The 23,721-nt window shown below is 71.8% G+C and carries 21 protein-coding genes; 7 read left to right on the top strand and 14 right to left on the bottom strand.

The features are described from left to right. Nucleotides 1-42: 42 nt before the first annotated feature. Nucleotides 43-1,053 carry a LacI family DNA-binding transcriptional regulator gene (locus BT341_RS27900; RefSeq protein ID WP_245805124.1) on the bottom strand — a complete coding sequence of 337 codons (1,011 nt, stop codon included), beginning with the start codon at nt 1,051-1,053 and terminating at the stop codon, nt 43-45. Nucleotides 1,054-1,186: 133 nt separating this feature from the next. On the opposite strand from BT341_RS27900, the gene BT341_RS27895 reads away from it, so the two are divergent. The 4 genes from BT341_RS27895 to BT341_RS27880 are packed head-to-tail and all read left to right on the top strand — an operon-like array spanning nt 1,187 to nt 7,307. After that, nucleotides 1,187-2,479, top strand: coding sequence for an ABC transporter substrate-binding protein (locus BT341_RS27895; protein ID WP_072479098.1), 1,293 nt, complete (start codon nt 1,187-1,189; stop codon nt 2,477-2,479). After that, a complete protein-coding gene (locus BT341_RS27890; protein WP_072479097.1) occupies nt 2,476-3,447 on the top strand; it encodes a carbohydrate ABC transporter permease in 972 nt (323 codons plus the stop codon). The genes BT341_RS27895 and BT341_RS27890 overlap by 4 nt, the downstream gene beginning before the upstream one ends. Further along, nucleotides 3,447-4,271 (top strand): carbohydrate ABC transporter permease, encoded by an 825-nt coding sequence (locus tag BT341_RS27885; RefSeq protein ID WP_072479096.1) that lies wholly within the window; start codon nt 3,447-3,449, stop codon nt 4,269-4,271. The genes BT341_RS27890 and BT341_RS27885 overlap by 1 nt, the downstream gene beginning before the upstream one ends. A 15-nt stretch (nt 4,272-4,286) precedes the next feature. Continuing rightward, on the top strand, nt 4,287-7,307 hold the full coding sequence (locus tag BT341_RS27880) for a glycosyl hydrolase 115 family protein (protein ID WP_072479095.1): 3,021 nt from the start codon (nt 4,287-4,289) through the stop codon (nt 7,305-7,307). 215 nt (nt 7,308-7,522) lie between these two features. Here BT341_RS27880 and BT341_RS27875 read toward each other — a convergent pair whose 3' ends face one another. After that, nucleotides 7,523-8,584, bottom strand: a complete 1,062-nt coding sequence (locus BT341_RS27875; protein ID WP_072479094.1) for a LacI family DNA-binding transcriptional regulator — start codon at nt 8,582-8,584, stop codon at nt 7,523-7,525. A gap of 87 nt (nt 8,585-8,671) precedes the next feature. Between BT341_RS27875 and BT341_RS27870 the strand changes: the two genes are divergently transcribed. Continuing rightward, on the top strand, nt 8,672-9,670 hold the full coding sequence (locus BT341_RS27870; protein WP_245805123.1) for an endo-1,4-beta-xylanase: 999 nt from the start codon (nt 8,672-8,674) through the stop codon (nt 9,668-9,670). On the opposite strand, the gene BT341_RS27865 is transcribed toward BT341_RS27870, so the two are convergent. From BT341_RS27865 to BT341_RS27835, 7 genes are all read right to left on the bottom strand, one after another. Next, nucleotides 9,660-10,202 (bottom strand): polysaccharide deacetylase family protein, encoded by a 543-nt coding sequence (locus tag BT341_RS27865; RefSeq protein WP_072479093.1) that lies wholly within the window; start codon nt 10,200-10,202, stop codon nt 9,660-9,662. The two genes, BT341_RS27870 and BT341_RS27865, sit on opposite strands and share 11 nt — an antisense overlap. A 4-nt stretch (nt 10,203-10,206) precedes the next feature. Beyond that, nucleotides 10,207-11,139, bottom strand: a complete 933-nt coding sequence (locus BT341_RS27860; protein WP_072479092.1) for an acyl-CoA desaturase — start codon at nt 11,137-11,139, stop codon at nt 10,207-10,209. Nucleotides 11,140-11,439: 300 nt separating this feature from the next. Beyond that, entirely contained in the window at nt 11,440-11,643 is a 204-nt protein-coding gene (locus tag BT341_RS27855; protein ID WP_072479091.1) for a cold-shock protein, read from the bottom strand. Nucleotides 11,644-11,742: 99 nt separating this feature from the next. Further along, nucleotides 11,743-13,026, bottom strand: a complete 1,284-nt coding sequence (locus BT341_RS27850; RefSeq protein ID WP_177328906.1) for an SAM-dependent methyltransferase — start codon at nt 13,024-13,026, stop codon at nt 11,743-11,745. Then, a complete protein-coding gene (locus tag BT341_RS27845) occupies nt 13,008-14,405 on the bottom strand; it encodes an FAD-binding oxidoreductase (protein WP_072479089.1) in 1,398 nt (465 codons plus the stop codon). The genes BT341_RS27850 and BT341_RS27845 overlap by 19 nt, the downstream gene beginning before the upstream one ends. 216 nt (nt 14,406-14,621) lie before the next feature. Continuing rightward, on the bottom strand, nt 14,622-15,161 hold the full coding sequence (locus BT341_RS27840) for a hypothetical protein (protein WP_072479088.1): 540 nt from the start codon (nt 15,159-15,161) through the stop codon (nt 14,622-14,624). Then, the gene (locus BT341_RS27835) at nt 15,158-15,595 is read right to left on the bottom strand and encodes a DUF6292 family protein (protein WP_072479087.1); all 438 of its coding nucleotides are present in this window, start codon (nt 15,593-15,595) and stop codon (nt 15,158-15,160) included. The genes BT341_RS27840 and BT341_RS27835 overlap by 4 nt, the downstream gene beginning before the upstream one ends. A 193-nt stretch (nt 15,596-15,788) precedes the next feature. On the opposite strand from BT341_RS27835, the gene BT341_RS27830 reads away from it, so the two are divergent. Both BT341_RS27830 and BT341_RS27825 read left to right on the top strand, forming a co-directional pair. Next, nucleotides 15,789-16,211: a DUF6292 family protein gene (locus BT341_RS27830; protein ID WP_072479086.1), complete on the top strand. Its 423-nt coding sequence runs from the start codon at nt 15,789-15,791 to the stop codon at nt 16,209-16,211. A gap of 15 nt (nt 16,212-16,226) precedes the next feature. Then, complete coding sequence (locus BT341_RS27825; RefSeq protein WP_072479085.1) at nt 16,227-18,104, top strand: S9 family peptidase; 1,878 nt, start codon at nt 16,227-16,229, stop codon at nt 18,102-18,104. Here BT341_RS27825 and hpaD read toward each other — a convergent pair. The 5 genes from hpaD to BT341_RS27800 are packed head-to-tail and all read right to left on the bottom strand — an operon-like array spanning nt 18,087 to nt 23,672. Continuing rightward, a complete protein-coding gene (hpaD, locus tag BT341_RS27820) occupies nt 18,087-19,127 on the bottom strand; it encodes a 3,4-dihydroxyphenylacetate 2,3-dioxygenase (RefSeq protein ID WP_072479084.1) in 1,041 nt (346 codons plus the stop codon). The genes BT341_RS27825 and hpaD overlap by 18 nt on opposite strands. Beyond that, nucleotides 19,124-20,632, bottom strand: a complete 1,509-nt coding sequence (gene hpaE / locus BT341_RS27815; protein WP_072479083.1) for a 5-carboxymethyl-2-hydroxymuconate semialdehyde dehydrogenase — start codon at nt 20,630-20,632, stop codon at nt 19,124-19,126. Before hpaE ends, hpaD begins: the two co-directional genes overlap by 4 nt. Then, nucleotides 20,629-21,576, bottom strand: a complete 948-nt coding sequence (gene dapA / locus BT341_RS27810; protein WP_072479082.1) for a 4-hydroxy-tetrahydrodipicolinate synthase — start codon at nt 21,574-21,576, stop codon at nt 20,629-20,631. The genes hpaE and dapA overlap by 4 nt, the downstream gene beginning before the upstream one ends. Nucleotides 21,577-21,600: 24 nt before the next feature. Beyond that, nucleotides 21,601-22,269, bottom strand: coding sequence for a GntR family transcriptional regulator (locus BT341_RS27805; RefSeq protein ID WP_072479081.1), 669 nt, complete (start codon nt 22,267-22,269; stop codon nt 21,601-21,603). Further along, complete coding sequence (locus BT341_RS27800; RefSeq protein ID WP_072479080.1) at nt 22,251-23,672, bottom strand: fumarylacetoacetate hydrolase family protein; 1,422 nt, start codon at nt 23,670-23,672, stop codon at nt 22,251-22,253. The genes BT341_RS27805 and BT341_RS27800 overlap by 19 nt, the downstream gene beginning before the upstream one ends. Nucleotides 23,673-23,721 lie beyond the last annotated feature (49 nt).

Genomic DNA, 23,721 nt, shown 5'->3' with positions numbered 1-23,721 from the left:
TTTCGTCGGAAGTCTTTCCGGGGGTCCGGATGTCAGGGGGGATCAGGAGAGGGCGCGGGTCGAGTGCCGCACCACCAGGCCGGTGTCGAGGGTGACGTGGGTGCGCTCGACCTCGTCGCCGTTGATCAGCGCGATGAGCATGCTGATCGCCCGGTGGCCCATCTCGCGGATCGGCTGGTCCACTGTGGTCAGTGGCGGGCTGCAGAGCGCGGACTCGGGGACGTTGTCGAAGCCCACCACGGAAAGGTCGCCGGGCACCGAAAGGCCGAGCTCGCGCGCCGCGCCGACGGTCGCGATGGCCGAGATGTCGTTCGCGGCGAACACCGCGGTCGGCCGGTCCGGCCCGGTCAGCAGCGCGTGCGCCGAGGCCGCCGAGATTTCCGGGTCGTAGGCGCCGATCCGGATCAGGCTCTCGTCGGCAGGCACGCCGGCGGCCTCGAGGGCCCGCAGGTAGCCGGCTTTGCGCAGGGACGCCGATTCCAGATCGGGACGGCCGGCCAGGAACGCGATCCGCCGGTGCCCCAGCTCCAGCAGGTGCTCGGTGGCCAGCTGTGCGCCGCGCAGGTTGTCCGAGTCGATGGTGGGCAGGTGCGACGGCCCGGTGTGCGGGTCGACCGCGACGACCGGCGTGCCCGGCACGGCTTCCAGCGAAACGGCGGGCGTGACGAGCACGGCGCCGTCGACCAGGGTCCCGGACAGCCGCGACAGGTAGCGTTTCTCCCAGCCCTGCGGGTCCCCGGTCCGCCCGCCCGCCGAGTAGACGACGAGCTCGAACCCGCTGCCGCGGATGGCGTCGGCGGCGCCCTTGAGCAGCTCGGTGGAGAACGGTTCGAGGTCGGCGACCAGGATCCCGATCACGTTGGTCCGGTGGTTTCTCAGGCTCTGCGCGACGAGGCTCGCCTCGTACCCGAGTTCTTCGATCACCGCACGGACCTTCGCGAGCGTCGCGGCGGAGACGCCGTAGCGCTCGTTGATCACTTTGGACACCGTGGCCACCGAGACGCCGGCACGGGCCGCGACGTCACGGATGGTCACCCTGGAACTGGGCTGCATCGGCTCAGACTAGCCATGTAAAACGTTATCGACAACGATTGACATCGGTTTTGCCCGGGAGCAGACTCTTCGCCAACCCGGGCGCAGTCGCGCCCCGTCCAACTCGGCCGAAGTCGTCAGGAGTGGACCCACGATGTCTGTCAACCGCCGGATCCCCGTTCTCGCCGCACTCGCGGCCGTCGTCCCGCTCGCCCTCTCGGCGTGCGGCGGGGGAAGCGACACGCCCGCGCAGCCCAGCGGGCCGGTCACCCTCACCTGGTGGCACAACGGCACCACCGACCCGATCAAGTCGATCTGGGAGAAGGTCGTCGCCGACTACCACCAGGCGCACCCCGACGTCACGATCAAGGCGCAGCCGCTGCAGAACGAGGACTTCAACACGAAGGTCCCGCTCGCCCTGCAGTCGGCCGAGCCCCCGGACATCTACCAGTCCTGGGGTGCGGGCGACCTCGCTTCGCAGATCACCTCCGGCAAGGTCGCCGACATCACCGACGCGACGAAGCCGTGGATCTCCTCGGCCGGCAAGTTCGCCCAGAACTGGCAGGTCGACGGCAAGCAGTACGGCGTGCCGTTCGAGCAGCACTTCGTCGGCTTCTGGTACCGCAAGGACCTGTTCCAGCAGGCGGGGATCACCGCGCCGCCGAAGACGCTCGACGACCTCAACGCCGCGGTCACCAAGCTCAAGGCGGCCGGCATCGCGCCGATCTCCGTCGGCGGCAAGGACCGCTGGCCGGATGCCTTCTACTTCAACTACTTCGCCGTCCGCGAGTGCTCCGCCGACGTGCTCAAGCAGTCGGTGAAGGCGGTCAAGCTCGAAGACCCGTGCTGGACGAAGGCCGGGCAAGACCTCAAGAACTTCCTCGCCACGCAGCCGTTCCAGACCGGGTTCGCCGGCACGCCCGCCCAGCAGGGCGCGGGCAGCTCGGCCGGCCTGGTCGCCAACGGCAGGGCGGCGATGGAACTGCAGGGCGACTGGGAGCCCGGCACGATGTCGTCGCTGACCGAGGACAAGGACCTGGACTCGAAGGTCGGCTGGTTCCCGTTCCCGTCGGTCGCGGGCGGTCAGGGTGACCCGAACGCGGTGCTCGGCGGCGGCGACGGCTTCGCCTGCACCACCCGCGCGTCGAAGGCGTGCGCGGACTTCCTGCAGTACCTCGGCAGCGAGCCGGTGCAGACGCAGCTCGCCGCGCAGGGGGCGGGCCTGCCCGTCAACACGGTCGCCGCGAAGTCGCTGAAGACCGACACGCTCCGCGAGGTCTACGACTACGGCACGAAGGCGCCCTACCTGCAGATGTACTTCGACCGGGCGTTCCCGACCGCGGTCGGCGCCGCGCTGAACGACGCGGTGGCCAACATGTTCGCCGGCCAGGGCACCCCCGAAGGCATCGTGAACGCCGTCAACCAGGCCGCGGCGGGCAACAAGTGACCACGGCGACGACGCCGGTGCGGACGGCGGCGCGGCCGTCCGCACCGGCGGCGGGACCCCGGGCGAAGCGCTCCGGCCTCGGCAAGCGGCTCGAACTGGCCCTGCTGCTCGGGCCGGCCCTGCTGCTGTTCGCCGGGTTCGTCCTGGTGCCGATCGGGATCGCCGCGTTCTACAGCATGTTCAAGTGGAACGGCTTCGGCCCGCTCGACGACTTCGTCGGCTTCGACAACTACGCCGACGCCTTCTCCGGCTCGGTGTTCCAGGGCGCCATCGTGCACAACCTGATCATCGCGGGGCTGTCGATCGTGGTGCAGCTGCCGTTGTCGATCGGGCTGGCGATGCTGCTCAACCGGAAGCTGCGGGGCCGCGCGGTGCTGCGTGCGCTGGTGTTCGCGCCGTACGTGCTCTCCGAGGCGATCACCGCGGTGATCTGGGTGCTCATGCTGCAGCCCAACGGGTTCGCCGACCGGGTGCTCAAGGGCGCCGGGCTCGGCGGCCTGGTCCACCAGTGGCTGGCCGACCCCGGCATCGTGCTCTACACGCTGTTCGCGGTGGTCACCTGGAAGTACATCGGCTTCGGCATCATCCTGCTGCTCGCCGGCCTGCAAGGCGTGCCCGCCGAGCTGCGCGAAGCCGCGGCGCTCGACGGCGCCTCGGCCTGGCAGACCACCCGGCACGTCGTGCTGCCGCTGCTCGGGCCGACCATCCGGATCTGGATCTTCCTGTCGGTGATCGGGTCGCTGCAGCTGTTCGACGTCGTGTGGATCATGACCCTCGGCGGGCCGGCGAACGCGTCGACGACGATGGCGACCTACCTGGTCGACCACGGCTTCAAGCGCTACGAGTTCGGGTTCGGCTCCGCGGTCGCGGTGATCCTGTTCGTCATCTGCTTCCTGTTCGCCCTGCTGTACCAGCGGTTCGCGCTGCGCCGGGACACCCAGGGCGCCCTGACGAGGATGGTGGGCTGATGCGTCCGCGCAGGTTCGGCCTGTCGGTGGGGTACCTGGCGGCGATCGTCGTGCTCGGCGTGACCGTCGTGCCGCTGCTGTTCGTCGTCCTCGGTGGTTTCCGCACCAACGCGCAGATCAACTCCGACCCGGCCGGCCTGCCGGGGCCGTGGGTGACCGACAACTACGCCTCGGTGCTGGGCTCGAGCGCGTTCTGGACGTTCCTCGGCAACAGCGCGCTGATCGCCGTGATCGCGACCGCGGTCGCCGTCGGCCTGGGCTCGATGGCCGGGTACGCGCTGTCCCGCTACCAGTTCAAGGGCCGCGAAGGCTTGTACACCCTGTTCACGCTCGGCCTGCTGTTCCCGCTCACCGTGGCGACGCTGCCGCTGTACCTGTGGCTGCGCCAGCTGGGCATGCTGGAGAGCTTCTGGGGCGTGGCGATCCCGGAGGCGGCGTTCTCGCTGCCGGTGACCATCGTCATCCTCCGCCCGTTCATGCACGCCATCCCGGGCGAGATCGAAGACGCCGCCGTGCTCGATGGCGCCGGCAGGCTCGGGTTCTTCTGGCGGATCCTGCTGCCGCTGTCGGCGCCCGCGCTGACCACGGTCGCCGTGCTCGCCTTCGTCACCAGCTGGAACGCCTACCTGCTGCCGCTGCTGGTGTTCAACGACTCCGCGCACTTCACGCTCCCGCTCGGCGTCGCGATGTTCCAGTCCCAGTTCTCGCAGGACACCGCCCGCGTGCTCGCGTTCACCGCGTTGTCGATGATCCCGGCGCTCGGCTTCTTCGTGCTGGCCGAACGGCGCATCGTCGGCGGGCTGACCGGATCCGTGAAGGGCTGACTCAGGAGGTCTGCCGTGCCATCCGAGGTACACCGTCGTGCCTTCCTCCAGCTGCTCGCCCTGGCCGGCGCCGGGTCCGTCGCCGGGGCGGGCCTCGCCGCGGCCGGGACCGGGTTCCCGCTGGTGGCCGGGGGAGCGGCCGCCACGCTCGTCGTGAGCCCGGACGACCTGCCGGGGGTGCGCCGGGTCGCCGGCGACCTGGCCGCCGACGTCGAACGCGTCACCGGGATCCGCCCGGCGGTCACGGACGTCGTCCCGCCGCGCGGACCGGTGGTGCTGATCGGCACCCTCGGCCACAGCCCGCTGGTCGACGACCTGGTCGCGGCCGGGCGGCTCGACGTGCGGGGGATCGCGGGGCAGTGGGAGACGTCGCTGAGCCAGGTCGTCGACGGCCGGCTGGTGCTCACCGGCAGCGACCAGCGCGGCGTGATCTACGGCGTCTACGAGGTTTCGCGGCGCATCGGCGTCTCGCCGTGGTACTGGTGGGCCGACGTCCCGCCGCGGCGGCAGGCCGAGCTGCACCTGCCGGGCGAGCGGTTCAGCCTCGGCACTCCGCACGTGAAGTACCGCGGCTTCTTCGTCAACGACGAGAACCCGGCGCTCGGCACGTGGGCGCCCGCGTACTTCGGGCCGGGCCAGGCACCCGGCTACCCGAACGGCTTCAACCACCTCTTCTACGCCAAGGTCTTCGAGACCATGCTGCGGCTGCGCGCCAACTACCTGTGGCCGGCGGTCTGGGGCCGCGCCTTCGCCGAGGACGACCCGCTCAACCACGCCACGGCGAAGGAGTACGGGATCGTCATGGGCACCTCGCACGAGGCGCCGATGATGCGCGGCATCGAGGAGTGGAACCGGCACGCCGTGCCCGCGGTCCGCGACGCCTCGGGCACCATCACGACGCCGGGCCACGACCCGTACGGCGGCACGGGGGAGTGGAGCTTCCGCCGCAACGGCGAGGCGATCAAGGCCTACTGGACCGACGGGATCCGCCGGATGGCCCGGGAGGGCTTCGAAGGCGTCGTCACGCTGGGCATGCGCGGCAACGGCGACGTCAGCCTCCCCGACGGTGACGGCATCGAGCTGATGCGCGAGATCCTGGCGACCGAACGGGACATCCTGGGCCGCGAACTGAGCACCGGCGTCCCGCAGGTGTGGACGCTGTACAAGGAGGTCCAGCGCTACTGGGCCCAGGGCCTGCGCCCGCCGGACGACGTCATCGTCGTGTTCACCGACGACAACTGGGGCAACATCCGCAAGCACCCGGACCTGTCCCTGCCGCCGCGGCCCGGCGGGTACGGGCTGTACTACCACTTCGACTACGTCGGCGGCGGCCGCAACTACAAGTGGGTCGACACGGCGCTGATCGCGAACACGTGGGAGCAGCTGCACCAGGCGATCGCGTACGGCAACGACCGGCTGTGGGTGGCGAACGTCGGCGACATGAAAGGCAACGAGCTCCCGCTGCAGTTCTTCCTCGACTACGCCTGGGACCCGGCGGCGTGGCCGGCCGAGCGGCTGTCCACGTGGGAGCGTCAGTTCGCCGGGGAAAACTTCGGCCCGGCACTGGCGTCGGACGTCGCCGGGGTGCTGCACGACTACGGGCGGCTGCAGTCGCGCCGGAAGCCGGAGCTGCTGAACCGGCGGATCACCCTGCAGCCGGACGGCACCATCGTCTACGACGACCAGATGACGCCGTTCAGCCTCGTCAACTACCGCGAGCTGGACCGGGTCACCGACGAGTGGCAGGACCTCGCGGCGCGGGCGTCGAAGATCTCGGCCCGGCTGCCCGCGGCGTGGCGAGACGCGTTCTACGAGCTGGTGCGGTACGAGGTGCAGGCGTCGGCGAACCTGTACGCGTTGCGGCGGGCCGAGTTCACGAACCTGCTCTACGCGGCGCAGGGGCGCGCGTCGGCGAACGCGCTCGCGGCCGTCACCGAGGCGCGGTTCGCCGACGACCTCGCGCTGGCGGAGAAGTACAACACCGGCATCGCGGGCGGCAAGTGGAACGGGTTCCAGACCCAGCCGCACATCGACTACGGCGACGTCGCCCGCTACGGCCCGAACGCGCCGTGGCAGCAGCCGGAGAAGGACAACGTCGCGCTGCCGGACGTCATCTTCCCGGCGGTGCGGCGGATCGACCTGCCTCCGGCAGCGGCGCTGGGCGTGGCCGTGGACGGGTCGCCGGAGGCGTGGCCCGGTGCGCCGGGACGCCCGGTGCTGCCGGAGTTCAGCCCGTACCAGAGCGCGCCGCCGCAGTACGTCGACGTGTTCAACCGCGGCCGGGCGCCGTTCCGCTGCACCGTTTCCGCCGGTGCGCCGTGGGTGCTGGTCGAGCCGCGCGGCGGCCGGGTGGAGGAGGAGCTGCGGATGACCGTGCGGATCGACTGGGCCAGGGCGCCCCGCGGGACAACGACCGTCCCGATCACGGTGTCGGGCGCGGGGGAGTCGGTGGTGGTGGACGCGGTGGTGCGCAACCCGGGACTGCCGGCCGGCGGGTTCGTCGAGGCGGGCGGGTACGTGTCGATGGAGGCCGAGCACTGCAGCGCGAACTTCGGCGCGGGCCCGGTTTCGTGGCGGCGCATCCCGGACCTGGGCCGGACGGGAGCGGGCATGACGCCGTTCCCGGTGACGGCGGCGAGCCGGGCACCGGGCACGGGACCCCGCCTGGAGTACCGGCTGACGTTGTTCACGACGGGACCGGTGACGGTGTGGGCGTATTCGTCCCCGCGCAACAACGTGCTGCAGGGCGACGGCCTGCGGTACGCGGTGGCGTTCGACGACGCGCCACCGCAGGTGGTGAACATCAACAAGGCCACGGGCGCGGATGACACGACGATGAACCGCCAGTGGGAGCGCACGACATCGGACAACGTGAACCTGACGGCGACGAGGCACGAGATCGCCACGCCGGGCGGGCACGTGCTGAAGGTCTGGATGGTGGACCCGGCGGTGGTGGTGCAGAAGCTGGTGGTGGACACCGGCGGCCTGCGGCCGAGCTACTTCGGGCCGCCGGAGAGCCTGCGGTGGCCGGGATGAGCCCGGAGGGGCCGGGCGCGACCGGCCGGCGGGGGTCGGCCCGGTCCGGTGGGGTTCGCGGGGCAGCGGCACGCGGCCTGAGGTCGCGAGGGCCGGAAAGCCCGGCCGAGCACCCGCCCGCCGGGGGCGCCCCCCGTTTTCCACTCTACCGGTGGGCACCGACAGTTTCGGCGCCCGGAAGTCCGCGATCGCCCGCCGGGGCGGTCGGCGGTGAGCTACCTCGCCAGCGCCACGTGGCCGCGGTGCGCCGGGGCCGCCGTGCTGTGGCGGACCACCAGGCTGGTCGCCAGCTCCAGCCGATGGCTCTCCGGGTGCGTTCCCCGCGCCAGCGAGATCGCCAGCCTCGCTCCCGCCGCCGCCATTTCCTGCAGCGGCTGGCGGATCGTCGTCAGCTCCGGGGTCAGCCAGCGGGCCACCGGCAGGTCGTCGAAACCCACCACCGAAAGGTCGTCCGGGATGCGCAGACCCGCGTCGCGCGCGGCCTCGTACACGCCCAAGGCCTGCAGGTCGCTGCCGGCGAACACCGCTGTCGGGCGGTCGGGGAGGGTCAGCAATGAAGCCAGCTCGCGGTAGCCGGACCGGACGTGGAAGTCGCCGCGGCGCACCAGGGCCGGGTCGAACGCCAGGCCCGCCGTCTCCAGCGCCGTGCGGTAGCCGTCGATGCGGGCGCGGCTGCACAGCACCCCCTCCGGCCCGCCGATCATCGCGATCCGCCGGTGCCCCAGCTCGATCAGGTGCCGGGTCGCGGTCAGCCCGCCCTGCCAGTTCGTGGCCCCGATCGAGGGCGTCTCCGGTCCCGGCTGCCCGGCCGGGTCGACGACCACGAGCGGGATGTCGCGGGCCCGCAGCTTCGCCAGCTGACCGCCGGTGAAGTCGGAGCACACCGAGACGATCCCGACCGGCCGCCGGGCGAGCACGCTTTCCAGCCAGCTCTGCCCCGGCGTGTGGCGGCCCGACGATTCCGCGAGCACGACCGCCATTCCGTTTTCGCGGGCGACGTACTCGACGCCCCTGATGATTTCGAGGGCCCACGTGCTTTCCAGTTCGTGGAACATCAGCTCCAGCAGCCGGGAACGGCGGGAACGTTCATCGGCACGGCGGCGGTAGCCGTATTTCCCGATGACCGCTTCCACGCGGGCACGGGTGCTTTCGGCGACGTCGGGACGGCCGTTCAGCACTTTCGAAACGGTCGGCACGGAAACTCCGGTCTCGGCGGCGATCCGGGCGATGGTGACCCGGGACGCGGCAGGCTCGAGATCCTCGGACTTCGTTGTCATGGAGGAGATTCTAAGTCATCGAAACCCGGTTTGACACGCTTCGAAACTTTCGGAAAACGAAGGGAAGAGACAGTGCGAGCAATTGCGGTGAAACGCGTCCTCGTGGCGATGACGGCCCTCGCGGGCGTGACGGTTTGGCAGGCGCCTGCCGCGTCGGCATCGGTTCCGCTGAAAGACATCACCGACCGTTACGTCGGCAGCGCGGTGGCGGCGTCATACCTGGCGAACGAACCCGATTACCGGGCCGTGCTGACGCGGGAATTCGACAACGTGACGCCCGAGAACGAGATGAAATGGGGCACGGTCGAGCCGGTGCGCGGGCAGTTCGACTGGTCGGGCGCCGACGCGATCGTGCGCTACGCCCAGGAACACCACAAGACCGTCCGCGGCCACACGCTGGTCTGGCACTCACAGCTGCCGGACTGGGTGGCCGCGCTGCCGGCCGGCGAGCTGCGGCGGGTGCTGCGCGACCACGTCATGACGGAGGTCAAGCGCTACAAGGGAAAGGTCCGCGCCTGGGACGTCGTCAACGAGATCTTCAACGAGGACGGCACGCGGCGTGACACGGTCTTCCGGCAGAAGCTCGGCGACGGCTTCGTCGCCGACGTCTTCCGCTGGGCGCACGCGGCCGACCCGGCGGCGACGCTCTACATCAACGACTACAACATCGAAGGGATCAACCCGAAGAGCGACGCGGTGTACGACCTGGTGAAGACGCTGCGGCGGGAGGGCGTCCCGATCGGCGGCGTCGGCATCCAGGCGCACCTGTCGATCCAGTACGGCTTCCCCGCGGAGTACCGCGAAAACCTGGCCCGGCTGACGAAGCTCGGGGTGGACGTCGCGATCACCGAGGCGGACGTCCGCATCCCGACCCCGCCCGACGCGGCCAAGCTGGACACGCAGGCGAGCTACTTCGGCCGGTTGTGGGACGGCTGCATGGCGTTCCGGCGGTGCGTCGAGTTCACGACGTGGGGCTTCACCGACCGGCACTCGTGGGTCCCGGGCGTGTTCCCGGGCGAGGGCGCGGCGTGCTTGTTCGACGAGAACCTGCACCCGAAGCCGGCGTACTTCCGCATCAACCCCTGACCGGCCCGGGACGCAACCCGCGGGCGGCGAGCCCGGCGAGGATGCGCGGGACTGCTTCGACCGTCGCCGGGCGGCCCTCGTGCATCAGCACGACGCCGCCCGGCGACACCGCGGAGGCCGCGGTGACGATCTCGTCCGCGGTCGCGCCGTCCCAGTCGCGGGTGTCGACGGTCCACAGCACCTCGGTGAGGCCGTGTCCGGTCAGCGTGTCCGCGACCGCCGCGTCCGTGTCGCCGTAGGGCGGCCGGAACAGCGCCGGGCGCGTGCCGGTCAGCCGCGCCAGGAGGTCCTGCGTACGCCGGACCTCCTGGTCGCGGGCGTCGGCGTCGAGCGCGGTGAGCCGGGGGTGCGTCCAGCTGTGGTTGCCGATCACGTGCCCGGCCGCGGCGATGCCGCGGACCAGCGATGGGTGCGCTTCGGCGTGCTCGCCCCAGAGGAAGAACGTCGCCTTCGCCTCGCCGAGGGCGGCGAGCAGCGCGGACGTCGTCCCGGGGTACGGGCCGTCGTCGAAGGTCAGCGCGACGGTGTCCACCGGGTCACCGGGCGAGCGTGGCCAGCCGCTTGGCGGTCGGCCACCGGACGTTCCACGCCCAGCCGAGCTTCTCGAACGCCCAGATCACCCGGGCGGAGACGTCGATCTGGCCGCGCAGCACGCCGTGGCGGGCCGACGTCGGGTCCGCGTGGTGGGTGTTGTGCCAGGACTCGCCCATCGACAGCAGCGCCAGCGGCCAGAAGTTGGCCGAGCGGTCACGGCTGGCGAACGGCCGTTCGCCGATCATGTGGCAGATCGAGTTCACCGACCACGTGACGTGGTGCTGGAAGGAGATCCGCGCCAGGCCGGCCCAGAGGAACGCGGTCAGCGCGCCCCACCACGACAGCGTGATCAGGCCGCCGAGCAGCGGCGGGAGCAGCAGGCTCACCGCGACCCACAGCGGGAAGAGCCGGTCGACGACCCGCATGTCGCGGTCGGCGGCCAGGTCGGGGGCGAACCGGTCGACGTTGGTCTTGTCGCGGCCGAACAGCCAGCCCATGTGGGCGTGCCAGAAGCCGCGGGCCAGCGCGACCGCGGACGTGCCGAACAGCCACGGCGAGTGCGGATCGCCCTCGCGGTCGGAGAAGGCGTGGTGGCGGCGGTGGTCGGCGACCCAGCCGATCACCGGGCCCTGCGCCGCGAGACCGCCCGCGATGGCGAGCGCGATCCGCAGCGCCCGCTTCGCGCGGAAGGCGCCGTGCGTGAAGTAGCGGTGGTAGCCGACGGTGATGCCCAAGGTCGACAGGACGAAGAACGCGCCGCCGATGGTGAGGTCGAGCCAGCTGACGCCCCAGCCCCAGAAGAACGGGACGGCCGCGGCCAGCGCGAGGAACGGGACCAGCAGGAACGTGCGGATGGTGATGAGCTCGGGGAGGGTCTGCCTGCCCTCCAGCACGGGTTTGGGGGCAGGTCGGGAAGCCTTCACGGAGGCTGTCATGCGGTACTCGTTTCGAAGTTCTCGGTGCGCGGGACGGGGCCTCGCGCGGGGCCGGGGAGCGGGACACCCGGCGGTCAGCAGGTCTGCGGGTGGCCGGGGAGGTCGCCGCTCCTGTCGACGATCGGCCCCGGACGGCCACGGGTCGGGAGTGGGGCCGGCCGGCCGCCGGCGTACTGAGGTGCTCTCGACCTCTCCCAGGTTACCGGATCGTTGTGAACGCGCAGTGTGGGCGAGGGGAAGACCGGACGAGAAAGGCCCCCGCCCCGGGTGCGGGGCGAGGGCCTTCGGGTGTCTCGTGGCTCAGATGACGCTGACGCGCTGGGCCTGCGGGCCCTTCTGGCCCTGGCCGATCTCGAACTCCACGCGCTGGCCCTCGTCGAGGGACTTGAAGCCGTTGCCCTGGATCTCGGAGTAGTGGACGAACACGTCCGGACCCCCGCCGTCCTGGGCGATGAAGCCGAAGCCCTTTTCACCGTTGAACCACTTGACACTGCCCTGAGCCATACCAATACCTACTCTTTGTAGTGAGCCTGGACGTCCCGTTCGGACACCCTGGTCTCCCCACTATCCTCGCATCCGCGCCCGCGCGGGGCGCGCCCGGTGTCAAACTCCCCAATCGGGGCGCAGCGGCATGCCCATCCCGCCCTCGCTGTCGGTGCGCACGCCGAGGATCTGGTGCAGCTCGATCTCGCGCCGTTCGAAGGCCAGCCGGCAGGCCGCCAGGTACAGCGCCCAGACGCGGCTGCGGCCGGCGCCGGCCTCGCGGACCGCCTCGTCCCAGTGCTCGTCGAGGTTCGCGCACCACCCGGCCAGGGTCAGCGCGTAGTGCTCGCGGAGGTTCTCCTCGTGCCGCACCTCCAGCCCGGCGTCGTGCATGGCCGTGACGAGCTCACCGGGCGCTTCGAGCTCGCCGTCCGGGAAGACGTAGCGGTCGATGAACCCGCGTGAGCGGTGCGCGACGCTGGTGTCCGGGTTGGTGATGCAGTGGTTGAGCAGCCGCCCGTGCGCCTTGAGCTTGCCGGCGAGGAACCGGAAGTACCCCGGCACGTTGCGGGCGCCGATGTGCTCGGTCAGGCCGATCGAGGAGATCGCGTCGAACCCGGTTTCGGTGACGTCCCGGTAGTCGAGGTGGCGGATCTCGGCGCGGTCGGCCAGGCCGAGCGCGACAATGTGCTTCTGCGCCCACTGGGCCTGCTCGCGGGAGAGCGTGACGCCGAGCGCCGTGACGCCGTAGTGGCGCACGGCGTGCGCGACCATGCCGCCCCAGCCGCAGCCGACGTCGAGCAGCCGCATCCCGGGCCGCAGGCCGAGCTTGCGGCAGACCAGGTCGAACTTGTGCTCCTGCGCCTCTTCGAGCGACGCCCCTTCGCGGGGGAACACCGCGCACGTGTAGGCCATCGACGGGCCGAGGACCAGCTCGTAGAACCGGTTGGACACGTCGTAGTGGCTGGCGATGGCTTCGCTGTCGCGGCTCTTGGAGTGCCGCAGCGCGGTCAGCCCGCGCCGGAACCGGCTCGGGTGCTCCTCGGCCGGCGGCCGGACGACCCGCAGGTGGCGCGGGCCGAGCTTGCGCAGCAGCCACAGCCGGTCGGCCGGGGAGAGCTGGTCGACCTGCGTCGACAGCGCGCGCAGGGCCGTGTAGAGGTCGCCTTCGACGTCCAGCGCCCCGGCGACGTACGCGCGGGCGAGGCCGAGGTCGCCGGGGGAGGACATGAGGTAGTCCAGGGCCAGCGGGGAGCGCACCCGGATGGCGACCGGGGCGTCGGCGGGGCCGCTGCGGCTGCCGTCGTAGGCGGTGATCGACACGGCGGCGCGGGGGCCGAGTAGCCGTTCGAAGACGGCGCCGACCTGGGTCACGTTCGTTCCTTTCACCGGCGGCGGACACATTTCTCGTAGAGGCCGAGCAGCCGCCCGGCCGGGTCGTAGTTCTGTTTCAGCTCGCGGTAGGCCGGGCCGTTGTAGAGCCGCCAGAACTCGTCTTCGGTGTAGAAGCTGTCCGAATAGAGCGACTTGTGCCCGCCCAGCCGGGTGACCTCGGCTTCGATCATCCGGTTGTGCACGCCGTCGCGCTCACCCGGGTCGAGCGGCACGGCCGACCAGAACCCGAAGTTGACGTACAGCCGGTCGGGATCGAGCTCGTACAGGGGCCAGCGGACGCCACCGGGCCGTTGCTTCAGCGGGCAGATCCACACGGGACTGATCGGGATTTCCCGTTCGAAGAACTCGAGGAACTCGGCGGCGCGGCCGACGGGCACCTCGATGTCCTGCACGATCGTCTCCTCCGGCGGCAGCCGGCGCAGCTTGAGCAGCCGCTCGGCGATCTTGAACCGCCGGTCGAGCGCGACGGCCTTCCAGTACACCGAAGACCGCAGCAGCCGGCGCCCGAGCAGCAGCCGCGGCAGCCGGTGCTGGACGCCGAACGCGCGCGAGCACCAGAACCAGTCGGTGTCCCACCGCCAGAGGTAGTCCCGGACGGTGAGGTGATCGGTCCGGCGCCGCGGGATGGAGCGGTAGTAGATGTCCAGCCAGGTGTAGTCGCTGGTGGCGGGCGCGGAGTCGGTGAACGTGGCGAGGGTCAGGTAGAGCTCGTCGGGGCCGAAGATCGTCCCGTCGACGAAGTCGACCTGCTCGCCCTCGTGTTCGCGTTGCGCGCAGACGTCTTCGAGGGCCTGGAAGTAGCCGGCGCGGTCGTGGTGGCGGACGTGCCGCAGCTTGACGAACGGCTTGACCGGTTCGAGGAGGATCTTCAGGCGCAGGGCGTAGCCGAGGGTGCCGTAGGAGTTCGGGAAGCCGTGGAAGAGGGCCCGGTGCTCGTTGTCCGGCCGCGCGAGCACGATCCGGCCGTCCCCGGTGAGGATTTCCAGTTCGAGCACCGATTCGTGGGGCATGCCGTTGCGGAAGGAGGAGGACTCGATGCCGAGGCCGGTGACCGCGCCGCCGAGGGTGATGGTCTTCAGCTGCGGGACGACGAGCGGCATCAGGCCGTGCGGCAGCGTGGCGTCGACGAGCTGCTCGTAGGTGACCATGCCTTCGACGTCGGCGGTACGGCTGCCGGGGTCGACGCGCAGGACGTGGGTGAAGCCGGAAACGTCCAGTCCGGGGTGTTTGGTGGCGGCCCGGGAGCGGAAGAGGTTGGACGTCCGTTTCGCGAGCCGGACGGTGGTTTCCCCGCTGAGGGAGGTGAGCTGCCGCCGCAGGGCGTCGACGCGGGCCTCGTGCCCGGGAAAGGCGGGGCCCGGCCGTGCCGCGGCCTGTTCGATGGTCACAGCACGATCCTGCCTCACCACGAGGGCGGCCGCATCGCGCCGAAAGGGCGGGGTTTCGCGGCCCGTCCCGAGGAGTGGGAGCCGCGGCGGCCGGTCATCGGGACGGCGGCGGGTGGGCCGGGCTCCGCGGTCGCCGGAGGCACGCCGGTGCGCCCGGCGGGTGCGCGGCGGGCCGGCCGCCGGGGCGATCGGCCGGGTGTTCCTCCTCCCGGCCGGTCAGGCCACCGCGCGCAACGGCGCCGACTCCTCCAGCAGCGTCTCCGCGTCGGCCAGGAACGCGTCCATCTGGCGGAGGCGGTCCGCGGTGCGGCGCTCGATCGCCGCCAGGCGGTCGGCTCTGCGGCGGGCGTCGTCGACCATCCGGTACGCCCTCGCGCGCGCGTCCGCCGCGCGTTGCTCCGCCGCTTCCTCCGCTTCGCGCACTATCGCCGCCGCGCGGTCGCGGGCCGTTGCCACGATTGCCGCCGCTTCCGCGTGGGCCAGGTCCAGCAGGTGGCGCACCCGGTCGCCGACCGCGGCCGGGTCGGCCGGGGTGCGGCACAGCCGGTCGGTGCGGGCGCGCAGCTCCGCGTTCTCCGCGCGGGCCTCCTCCAGGCGCCGCGTGAGGTTCTCCGCCTCCGCCACGGCCGCGTCGCGGTCGGCCGTCAGCAGGCGGATCTCGGCGAGCAGCTCGTCCAGCCGCTCGTCGACCTGCTCGCGGTCGTAGCCGCGGAACGTCAGGGCGAAGCTCTCCGGCAGGGGCAGCGGCGCCGTCATCGGACCGCGGCGGGCCGGCGCAGGAGCGCGGCGAGCTCGTCGGCGTCCCCGGCGGTGCGGAGGCGCGCCGGATCGGGGCGGCCGATGGTGTGGTCGTCTTCGTGCAGCGCCCTGACGAACCGCGCGACCCGGTGCGGCGACGGCGCCACCGTCGGCCCGCCGAGGTACCGCAGGACGATCAGGTCTTCGCCGGAGTGCGTCTCGATCGCCGCCGACCAGCCGCGTTCCTCGTCCCAGAGCAGGGCGACGTCGCGGTCCGGGTAGTGCGGCAGGCGGGTGTCGAGGGCGACGTAGGCCGACATCGGCGTGTCGTGGTCGAGCGTGCAGGACTCGAGGCCGATCCCGAGCTCGGCGGTGACGTCGCGGAGGTACTCGAGGAGCGCGGGGACGGCGGGGTGCTGGTAACCGGTCGGCAGTTCGATCGATGCGGTCACGGGGGTGCGGAACCTTTCTCGGTCACGGACTGGTACCACCGTCTTAACACGTCATCGAAACGATGACAAGCGCGATGTCGCCGGATGGACGACATCCGGCATCGGATCTTCGCGATTGATCGGCGTGAGGCCGGGGTATCCGCTTCAGGGACCGCGGAGGATCCCGCGGCGAGACGGGGAAAGCGAGGCGGCGTTGAGCATTCTGATCGATTTCGGGCGCGACACGGAGTTCTCGTTCGAGCGGGGATTGCGCGGGTACGTCGCCGCGGTGGCCCGCGCCGTGGGGGTCGGACTGGAGTCCTGCACGCTGGACGCGGGTACGCCCGCGGCGGCGTACATCGCGCTCGACTGGCGCCTGACCCGCTTCCCCGGCCACGACCTGGCACTGGTGTGGGACGAGGTGCACGGCTGGGCGGCGGCGATCGAGGACACCGCGGGCGCGACGGCACTGGCGTATCTGGGCGGCGAGGTCCTGCCCGAACCCCGCGCGGTGGTCCGGTTCCTGGCGGCGGTCCGCGCGGACGACCCGGACGCCGGGTCGCTCGAAGCACCGGTGCTGCGCGCGCCGGGTGACCACGAAGAACTGCTGACGGTGTTGGCTCCGGCGCCGGTGTAGGCCACTCTGACCGGTATGGCAGTGCTGACGGCCGAAGCCGTGGTCGACCGGATCGTGCCGAGCAAGCCACGCGTCTCCCCGGACGGCCGCTGGGTGGTGTTCGTGACGGCCCCGGTCGGCCGGGCCGGGAAGCACCCGGTGAGCACGCTGTGGCTGGCACCCGCCGAGGGCGGCGAACCGCCGAGCGAGCTTGCCGGCGGGGTGGCCGGGCACCGGGAACCGCGCTGGGCTCCGGATTCCGGCTCGGTGTTCTTCCTTTCGGACGCGGCCGGGCGGGGGACCGCGCAGCTGTACCGGGTCGGCGTGGCCGGGAGAGAAGCCGAGCGGCTGACCGACCGGCCGGCGGGAATCAGCGGCCATGCGCCGCTGCCGGACGGCGAATCGGTGGTGCTGATCGCACCGGACGACGAGCCGGTGGCGGACCCGCGAGTCCGGGTCGTGCCGGGGGAGAGCCGAGGCGGGCACGGGGCACCGCCGGACGGCACTCCACGGGACGGCCACACCTGGGACACCCAGACCCGCCCGGACCGGCTCTGGCTCCTCGACCTCCGGACCACCACCACCCGCCCGCTCGGGGACCTGGGCCGCCGGCACGTCCGGGAAGTCGCCGTGCGGCCCGACGGGACCACCCTCGCCGTCTTCACCTGGTCGGTCGCCGACCGGGCGCCCGGAGTCTTCGCGCCCGGCCTGCACCTCGTCGATGCCGCCACCGGCGAGACCCGCGACCAGGCCACCCCGGCTCTCGAAGCGTCCGACCCGGCCTGGTGGCACGACCACGACGGCTGGCACCTCGCCTACCTCGGCCTCACCCCGCCCGGCCTCGTCGGCGGCACCGCCGTCTTCGAAGGCCGCCGGAACCTCACCGCCGGCCTGACCGTCTGCCCGACCGAACTCGTGCAGGTCGACGACGGGCCGCCGCTCGCGGTGTTCGCCGAAGGGCTCGACACCACCGTCCGGCGGCTCGATCCCGCCACCCGCACCTTCACCAAGATCGCCGACGTCCCGGGCGCCGCGTTGTCCGCCAGCCGCGACGGCCACCGGATCGCGGTCGTGGGCAGCGGCCCCACCGAGCCCGACGAAGTCCACGCCGGACCGCCGGACGCGCTCACCAAGCTGAGCGCGACCGGCCCCGAAGGTATCCGCTGGGGTGCCCGGGAACGCCTCCGCTACCGGGCGCCGGACGGCCTCGACCTCGACGGCCTCCTGATCCTCCCGCCGGGCAAGAGCCGGCGAGACGGGCCGTTCCCGCTGGTCACGCTCGTCCACGGCGGACCGCACGACCGCTACGCCGACCGCTTCCACCTCGGCTGGTACCCGTCCGGCCAGTGGCTGGCGGCCGCCGGCTTCGCGGTCTTCCTCCCGAACGCCCGCGGCGGCCTCGGCCACGGGCACGACTTCGCCGCGAAGGTCGCCGGGGACGTCGGCGGCGCGGAGTTCACCGACGTCCTGACCGGGATCGACCTCCTCGTCGCCGGCGGCGTCGCCGACGGAACCCGGCTCGGCATCGGCGGCTGGAGCCACGGCGGGTTCTTCGCCGCCTGGGCCGTCACGCAGACCGACCGCTTCGCCGCGGCCGTTGTCGGTGCCGGCGTCACCGACTGGCCGCTGCTCGCCGCCACCGGTGAGCATTCCCGCTTCGAGGCCGCGCTCGGCGGGCGGGAAAACAGTCCCGTCACCCACGCCCACCGGATCCGGACGCCCGTGCTCATCCTGCACGGCGAAGACGACACGAACGTCCCGCTCTCCCAGGCCGAACTCCTGCACCGCGCGCTCGGCGGCAAGCACCACGAATACGTCGTCTACCCGCGGGAGAACCACTCGATCCGCGAACGCGGCCACCAGCTCGACGTCCTGCGCCGCACCCGCGCCTGGTTCTCACACCTGCTCGCCTAGCTTGAACTCCGAACCGGCGCTGAACGAGAACCCGTCCGCGCCGATCGTCACGTCCGCTTCCCGCGGCTCCGACCGCGCGATCACCGGCTGGACGCCTCCGGCGAGGTCCAGCACCACCGACGCGTCGGTGTACCAGCTCGGCACCACCGGGTTGCCCCACCAGTCGCGGCGCTGGTTGTCGTGGACGTCCCAGGTGATCACCGGGTTGTCGGGGTCGCCGGTGTAGTAGTCGTGCGTGTAGATCTCGACGCGGTGCCCGTCGGGATCGCGGACGTAGAGGTAGAAGGCGTTCGACACGCCGTGCCGGCCCGGGCCGCGCTCGATCATGCCGGGCTTGCGCAGCGCACCCAGGTGGTCGCAGATGTGCAGGATCTGGTGCCGTTCGTGCGACGCGAACGCGATGTGGTGCAGCCGCGGGCCGTCACCGCCGGTCAGCGCCACGTCGTGGACCGTCGGCTTGCGGAACATCCACGCCGCGTACACCGTGCCCTCGTCGTCCTGGATGTCCTCCGACACGCGGAAACCCAGGCCCTCGTAGTACTTCCGGGCCGCCGGGACGTCCGGGGTGTCCAGGTTGAAGTGGTCCAGCCGCGACAACGCTCCGGCGCCGTGGACGTCGTAGCGCTGCGTGAACCGCTCGACGTGCTCGGCGTCGTGGAAGAACTCCACGGGGAATCCGAGCGGGTCGAGCACCCGGACCGCCTCGCCGATGCCGCGTGTGGCGCCCGCCGGGCGGCGCTGCACCGGCACCCCGAGCGCCCGGTAATACGCCTCGGCGAGGTCGAGGTCGGCGGGTGTGCGGACGCGGTAGGCCAGCACCGCCAGCGCGGGCGTGGCTCCTTTCCGCAGCACCAGCGAGTGGTGCAGGTACTCCTCGAACGCGCGCAGGTACAAGGCTTCCGCGTCCTCGTGCGTGACGACGAGACCGAGCACGTCGACGTAGAAGGCGCGGGACGCGGCCAGGTCGGTGACGACCAGCTCGGCGTAGGCGCAGCGGATGACGTCCGGCGGGGTGGCGGTCATGACTGTCCCTTCCGGCCGCTGCCGAAGCGGGCGGTGTGCACCGGCCCGAGCGAAACGTGGATCGCCTGCTGGTGGGTGTAGAAGTCGAGCGAGCGGTAGCCGCCTTCGTGGCCGAGGCCGGACGCCTTGACCCCGCCGAACGGGGTGCGCAGGTCGCGGACGTTGTGGGAGTTCAGCCAGACCATCCCGGCCTCGACCGACTGCGCGAAGGTGTGCGCCCGCTCGAGGTTCGACGTCCACAGGTAGGCGGCCAGCCCGTACTTGACGTCGTTGGCCAGCGCCAGCGCTTCGGCTTCGGTGTCGAACGGCGTCAGCGCGACGACCGGCCCGAAGATCTCCTCCTGGAAGATCCGGGCGGACGACGGAACGTCCGCGAACACCGTCGGGGCCACGTAGTTCCCGGTGTCCAAACCGGACGGACGCCCGCCGCCGGCGAGCAGCCGGCCCTCGGCCTTGCCCAGCTCGACGTACCGCATGACCTTGTCGTAGTGCTCGGGGTGGACCAGGGCGCCGACCTCGGTGGCCGGGTCGTGCGGGTCGCCGACGACGATGTTCGCCGCCCGCTCGGCGTACCGCACGCAGAACTCGTCGTAGATCGAGCGCTCGACCAGGATCCGGCTGCCCGCGGTGCAGCGCTCGCCGTTGAGGGAGAACACGCCGAACAGCGTCGAGTCGAGGGCGGCGTCGAGGTCGGCGTCGGCGAACACGATCGCCGGGGACTTGCCGCCCAGCTCCATCGACATGCCTTTGAGGTGCGCGGCGCAGTTGCGGTAGATCGTCTGCCCGGTCGTGGTCTCGCCGGTGAAGGAGATCAGGGGGACGTCGGGGTGCTTGACCAGCGCGTCGCCCGCCTCTTCGCCGAAGCCGTTGACGAGGTTGAACACGCCTTCGGGCAGCCCGGCGTCGGCGAAGATCCCGGCCCACAGGCTCGCCGACAGCGGCGTGAACTCGGCTGGCTTGAGCACCACCGTGCAGCCCGACGCCAGCGCCGGCGCGAGCTTCCAGCTCTCCAGCATGAACGGCGTGTTCCACGGCGTGATCAGCCCGGCGACGCCGACCGGCTTGCGGTGCACGTAGTTGATCTGCCGCCCGGGCACCTGGTAGGTGTCGTCGGCCTGCGCGACGACGAGGTCGGCGAAGAACCGGAAGTTCTCGGCCGCGCGCTGCGCCTGGCCCAGCGCCTGGGTGATGGGCAGGCCGGTGTCGAACGTCTCCAGCTCGGCCAGGCGTCGGTCCTGGGCTTCGACGGCGTCGGCGATCTTGTTGAGGATCCGGGCCCGTGCCCGGGGCAGCATCCGGGGCCACGGCCCTCCGGTGAACGCCTTCCGGGCCGCCGCGACCGCCCGGTCGACGTCCTCGGCCCGGCCGGCGGCCGCCGTCGCGTACGGCGTGTTCGACACCGGGTCCAGCACGTCGAACGTCTTGCCCGACATGCTGCCGACGAGTTCGCCGCCGATGTAGTGCTTGAGCTCGCCCGGCAGTCCTTCCGGGACGTAGTGGGTCATCGCTTTCCTTCCACGGTGAAGCCTTCGACCGGCGAGAGGTACTTCGCGCCTTCGGCCATGAGGTCCTTGATCCGGGCCAGGCCGGATTCGGTGGGCGGGATCAGCGGCGGCCGGACGTGCCCGGACGCGATCAGCCCGCGGTGTTCGAGCACCCACTTGCCCGGCGCCGGATTGGTTTCCACGAACAGCAGGTCGACCAGCGGGTGCAGGCCGTAGTGCAGCTCCCGCGCCCGCTCGTGGTCGCCCGCCTGCCACGCGGTGTACATCTCGGCGCACGCGGCCGGGGCGATGTTGGCCGTCGCGCTGACGAACCCGGCGCCGCCGAGGGCCAGCAGCGGCAGGCAGAGCAGCTCGATCCCGGACCACACCAGCAGGTCCCGGCCGCACAGGTGCAGCACGCGGGAAAAGTGCTCGAAGTCCTTCGTCGTCTCCTTGATCCCGACGAAGTTCTCGCACGAGCGGTACAGCCGGGCGACCGTCTCCGGCGCGAGGTCGACTGCGGTCCGGCTCGGCACGTTGTAGGCGACGATCGGCAGGTCCGGGAACTCGCGGCAAATCGTGCGGTACCAGACGAACAACGCGTCCTGCGTCGGCCGCGCGTAGTAGGGCGTGATGACCAGCGCGGCGTCGATTCCTTCGTCCCGGGCGAGCGCCGTCAGCTCCAGCGTCTCGTCGAGCTTCGCCGAGCCTGTGCCCGGGACGAAGGGGACGCGGTCGCCGACCTCCGCGGCCACCGTGCGGATCGCCGCGGCGCGCTCGGCGACCGTCTGCGAGCCCGGTTCGCCGGTGGAGCCGCCGATCGAGATGCCGTGCGAGCCCGAGGCGAGCTGCCAGCGGACGAGGTTGCGCAGGCCGTCGTGGTCGACGGCGCCGCCGGCGGTGAACGGCGTCATCAGCGGCGCGATCGACCCGCGGACGGCCTGGGGGTCGGAGCGGAATCGCATGGATTTCCTTCCTGCGTCGGGAGGTCAGGGGTGGCGGTAGGCGAGGTAGGCGTCCAGGGTGGCCAGCCGGTGGGCGCGGACGGCCTGTTCGACCTCGGCGGCGGGCGCGCCGCCGCCGATGAGGCCGAGGATGGTTTCGTGCTCGGCCACGGATTCGCGGGCGCGGCCCGGCACGAAGCTGAACGTCGAGGTGCGCAGCCCGCTCAGCCGGTCCCAGCCGCGCCGGACTAGGTCGAGGACCTGCGGGTTGGGGCAGGCGTCGAACAGCACGGCGTGGAAGTCCCGGTTGAGCGCGGTGAACCGGGCCGGCTCGAAGTGGCCGAGGCAGCCGGCCAGGTCGGCGTTGAGCGCGCGGGCCTTCTCCAGGGTGCCGGGCGGCAGCAGCGGCGCGGCCAGCGCGGCGGCGTAGCCCTCGACCAGCGCGAGGGTCTGCATCGTGTGCTGGTACTCGCTCTCGTCGGCCATCGCGACCTGCGCGCCGACGTGGCGTTCGAACGTGACCAGCCCTTCGGCCTCCAGCAGCCGGATCGCTTCGCGGATCGGGACGACGCTCACCCCCAGCTCGTGGGCCAGCTGGCCGAGGACGAGCCGGTAGCCGGGGGAGAAGGTGCCGTCGGCGATCCGGGCCTTGATCCACTCGTAGGCGATCCGCGACTTGCTCATCGCGGTGCCGTTCACCGTTTCGCGCGCCATGCGGCGTACCTCCCGCGCCAGTACTCGTCCATCGGGTAGAGCCCTTCGACGCGCTCGCCCGCGGCGACCTGCTCGGCGATGAACGTCTCCTGCCGCTCCTGCTCGACGGCCGCGTCGACGACCTCTTCGACGAGGCCGGGCGGGATCACCAGGACGCCGTCGCCGTCGCCGACGATCACGTCGCCGGGGCAGACGGCCGCGCCGCCGCAGGCGATCGCGACGTCGACGTCCCACGGCACGTGCCGGCGGCCCAGCACGGCGGGGTGCGGGCCCGCGTGGTAGGTCGGGATGTCCAAAGCGGACACCGCCGCCAGGTCGCGGACGCCGCCGTCGGTGACGATCCCGGCCGCGCCGCGGACCTGCGCCCGCAGCGCCAGGATGTCGCCGATCGTGCCGGTGCCGCGTTCGCCGCGGGCCTCCATCACCAGGACGTCACCCGGGCCGAGCGTGTCGATCGCGCGCTTCTGGGCGTTGTGGCCGCCGCCGTGCCGCTCGAACAGGTCCTCGCGGTAGGGCAGGTACCGCAGCGTCCGGGCCCGGCCGGTGAGCCGCGTGCCCGGCCGGGTCGACGTCAGCCCGTCGATCGACACGGCGTTGTAGCCGCGCTTGCGCAGCTGGGCCGACAGCGTCGCGGTGCCGACCGACTCGATCTTCTCGTGCAGCCGGGGCGTCAGCTCGAACTCCGCGGCCGATGTCCCGTACGCGTCCGCCCGCTGCTTGTCGTCCACGCGGGGGAGCGCGCCGTACGGCCCGAACGGGATTTTGCCTTCCGTGATCGGCGTGACCAGCCGTCCGGTGCTGTGCCCGGCGGTGTCCACTTCGACCTCGACGACGTCGCCGGGGACGGCGACCGACGCGCCCGCGGGCGTGCCGGTCAGGACGACGTCGCCGGGTTCGAGGGTGATCAGCTGGGAGAGGTCGGCGACGAGCCTGCCGAAGCCGAACAGCAGGCCGGCGGTCGTGTCCTGCTGCACCAGCTCGCCGTTGAGCCAGGTCCGCAGCCGCAGCGCGCCCGGGTCGACCTCCGCCGCCGGCAGCACGGCCGGGCCGAGCGGGGTGAAGCCGTCGCCGCCCTTCGAACGCAGGTTGCTGCCCTTGTCGGCGTACCGCAGGTCGTAGACGCCGAAGTCGTTCGCGGCGGTGACGCCCGAGACGTACGACCAGCCGTCCTCGGGCGGCACGCGGCGGGCGGTGCGGCCGATGACCAGCGCGATCTCGCCCTCGAAGCCCAGCAGCTCGGTGCCCGCCGGGCGCTCGAGCGCGGTGCCGCTCGCCGCGACGGACGTCGGCGGCTTGAGGAAGTACGACGGCTGCTCCGGGACCCGGCCGCGCTGGGCGGCGCGGGACCGGTAGCCGACGTGCAGCGCGATGATCTTGCCGGGCCGCTGCGGAAGGGGGGTCATCCGTGGTTCCTGCCTGCTCGGGAACATATCTCAAATGATATACGATCTG

Origin of the sequence: Amycolatopsis australiensis (assembly GCF_900119165.1) — a bacterium.
Taxonomy (GTDB): domain Bacteria; phylum Actinomycetota; class Actinomycetes; order Mycobacteriales; family Pseudonocardiaceae; genus Amycolatopsis; species Amycolatopsis australiensis.
Note: the sequence above shows the minus strand (reverse complement) of the source record. Positions and strands in the feature narration are given on the sequence as shown.

Excerpts from the sequence above, each read along its gene's own strand:
- BT341_RS27900 (WP_245805124.1), bottom strand. The coding sequence starts at position 1,053 with ATGCAGCCCAGTTCCAGGGTGACCATCCGTGACGTCGCGGCCCGTGCC.
- BT341_RS27895 (WP_072479098.1), top strand. The coding sequence starts at position 1,187 with ATGTCTGTCAACCGCCGGATCCCCGTTCTCGCCGCACTCGCGGCCGTC.
- BT341_RS27885 (WP_072479096.1), top strand. The coding sequence starts at position 3,447 with ATGCGTCCGCGCAGGTTCGGCCTGTCGGTGGGGTACCTGGCGGCGATC.
- BT341_RS27875 (WP_072479094.1), bottom strand. The coding sequence starts at position 8,584 with ATGACAACGAAGTCCGAGGATCTCGAGCCTGCCGCGTCCCGGGTCACC.
- BT341_RS27860 (WP_072479092.1), bottom strand. The coding sequence starts at position 11,139 with ATGACAGCCTCCGTGAAGGCTTCCCGACCTGCCCCCAAACCCGTGCTG.
- BT341_RS27855 (WP_072479091.1), bottom strand. The coding sequence starts at position 11,643 with ATGGCTCAGGGCAGTGTCAAGTGGTTCAACGGTGAAAAGGGCTTCGGC.
- BT341_RS27850 (WP_177328906.1), bottom strand. The coding sequence starts at position 13,026 with ATGTGTCCGCCGCCGGTGAAAGGAACGAACGTGACCCAGGTCGGCGCC.
- BT341_RS27840 (WP_072479088.1), bottom strand. The coding sequence starts at position 15,161 with ATGACGGCGCCGCTGCCCCTGCCGGAGAGCTTCGCCCTGACGTTCCGC.
- BT341_RS27825 (WP_072479085.1), top strand. The coding sequence starts at position 16,227 with ATGGCAGTGCTGACGGCCGAAGCCGTGGTCGACCGGATCGTGCCGAGC.
- hpaD (WP_072479084.1), bottom strand. The coding sequence starts at position 19,127 with ATGACCGCCACCCCGCCGGACGTCATCCGCTGCGCCTACGCCGAGCTG.
- hpaE (WP_072479083.1), bottom strand. The coding sequence starts at position 20,632 with ATGACCCACTACGTCCCGGAAGGACTGCCGGGCGAGCTCAAGCACTAC.
- dapA (WP_072479082.1), bottom strand. The coding sequence starts at position 21,576 with ATGCGATTCCGCTCCGACCCCCAGGCCGTCCGCGGGTCGATCGCGCCG.
- BT341_RS27805 (WP_072479081.1), bottom strand. The coding sequence starts at position 22,269 with ATGGCGCGCGAAACGGTGAACGGCACCGCGATGAGCAAGTCGCGGATC.
- BT341_RS27800 (WP_072479080.1), bottom strand. The coding sequence starts at position 23,672 with ATGACCCCCCTTCCGCAGCGGCCCGGCAAGATCATCGCGCTGCACGTC.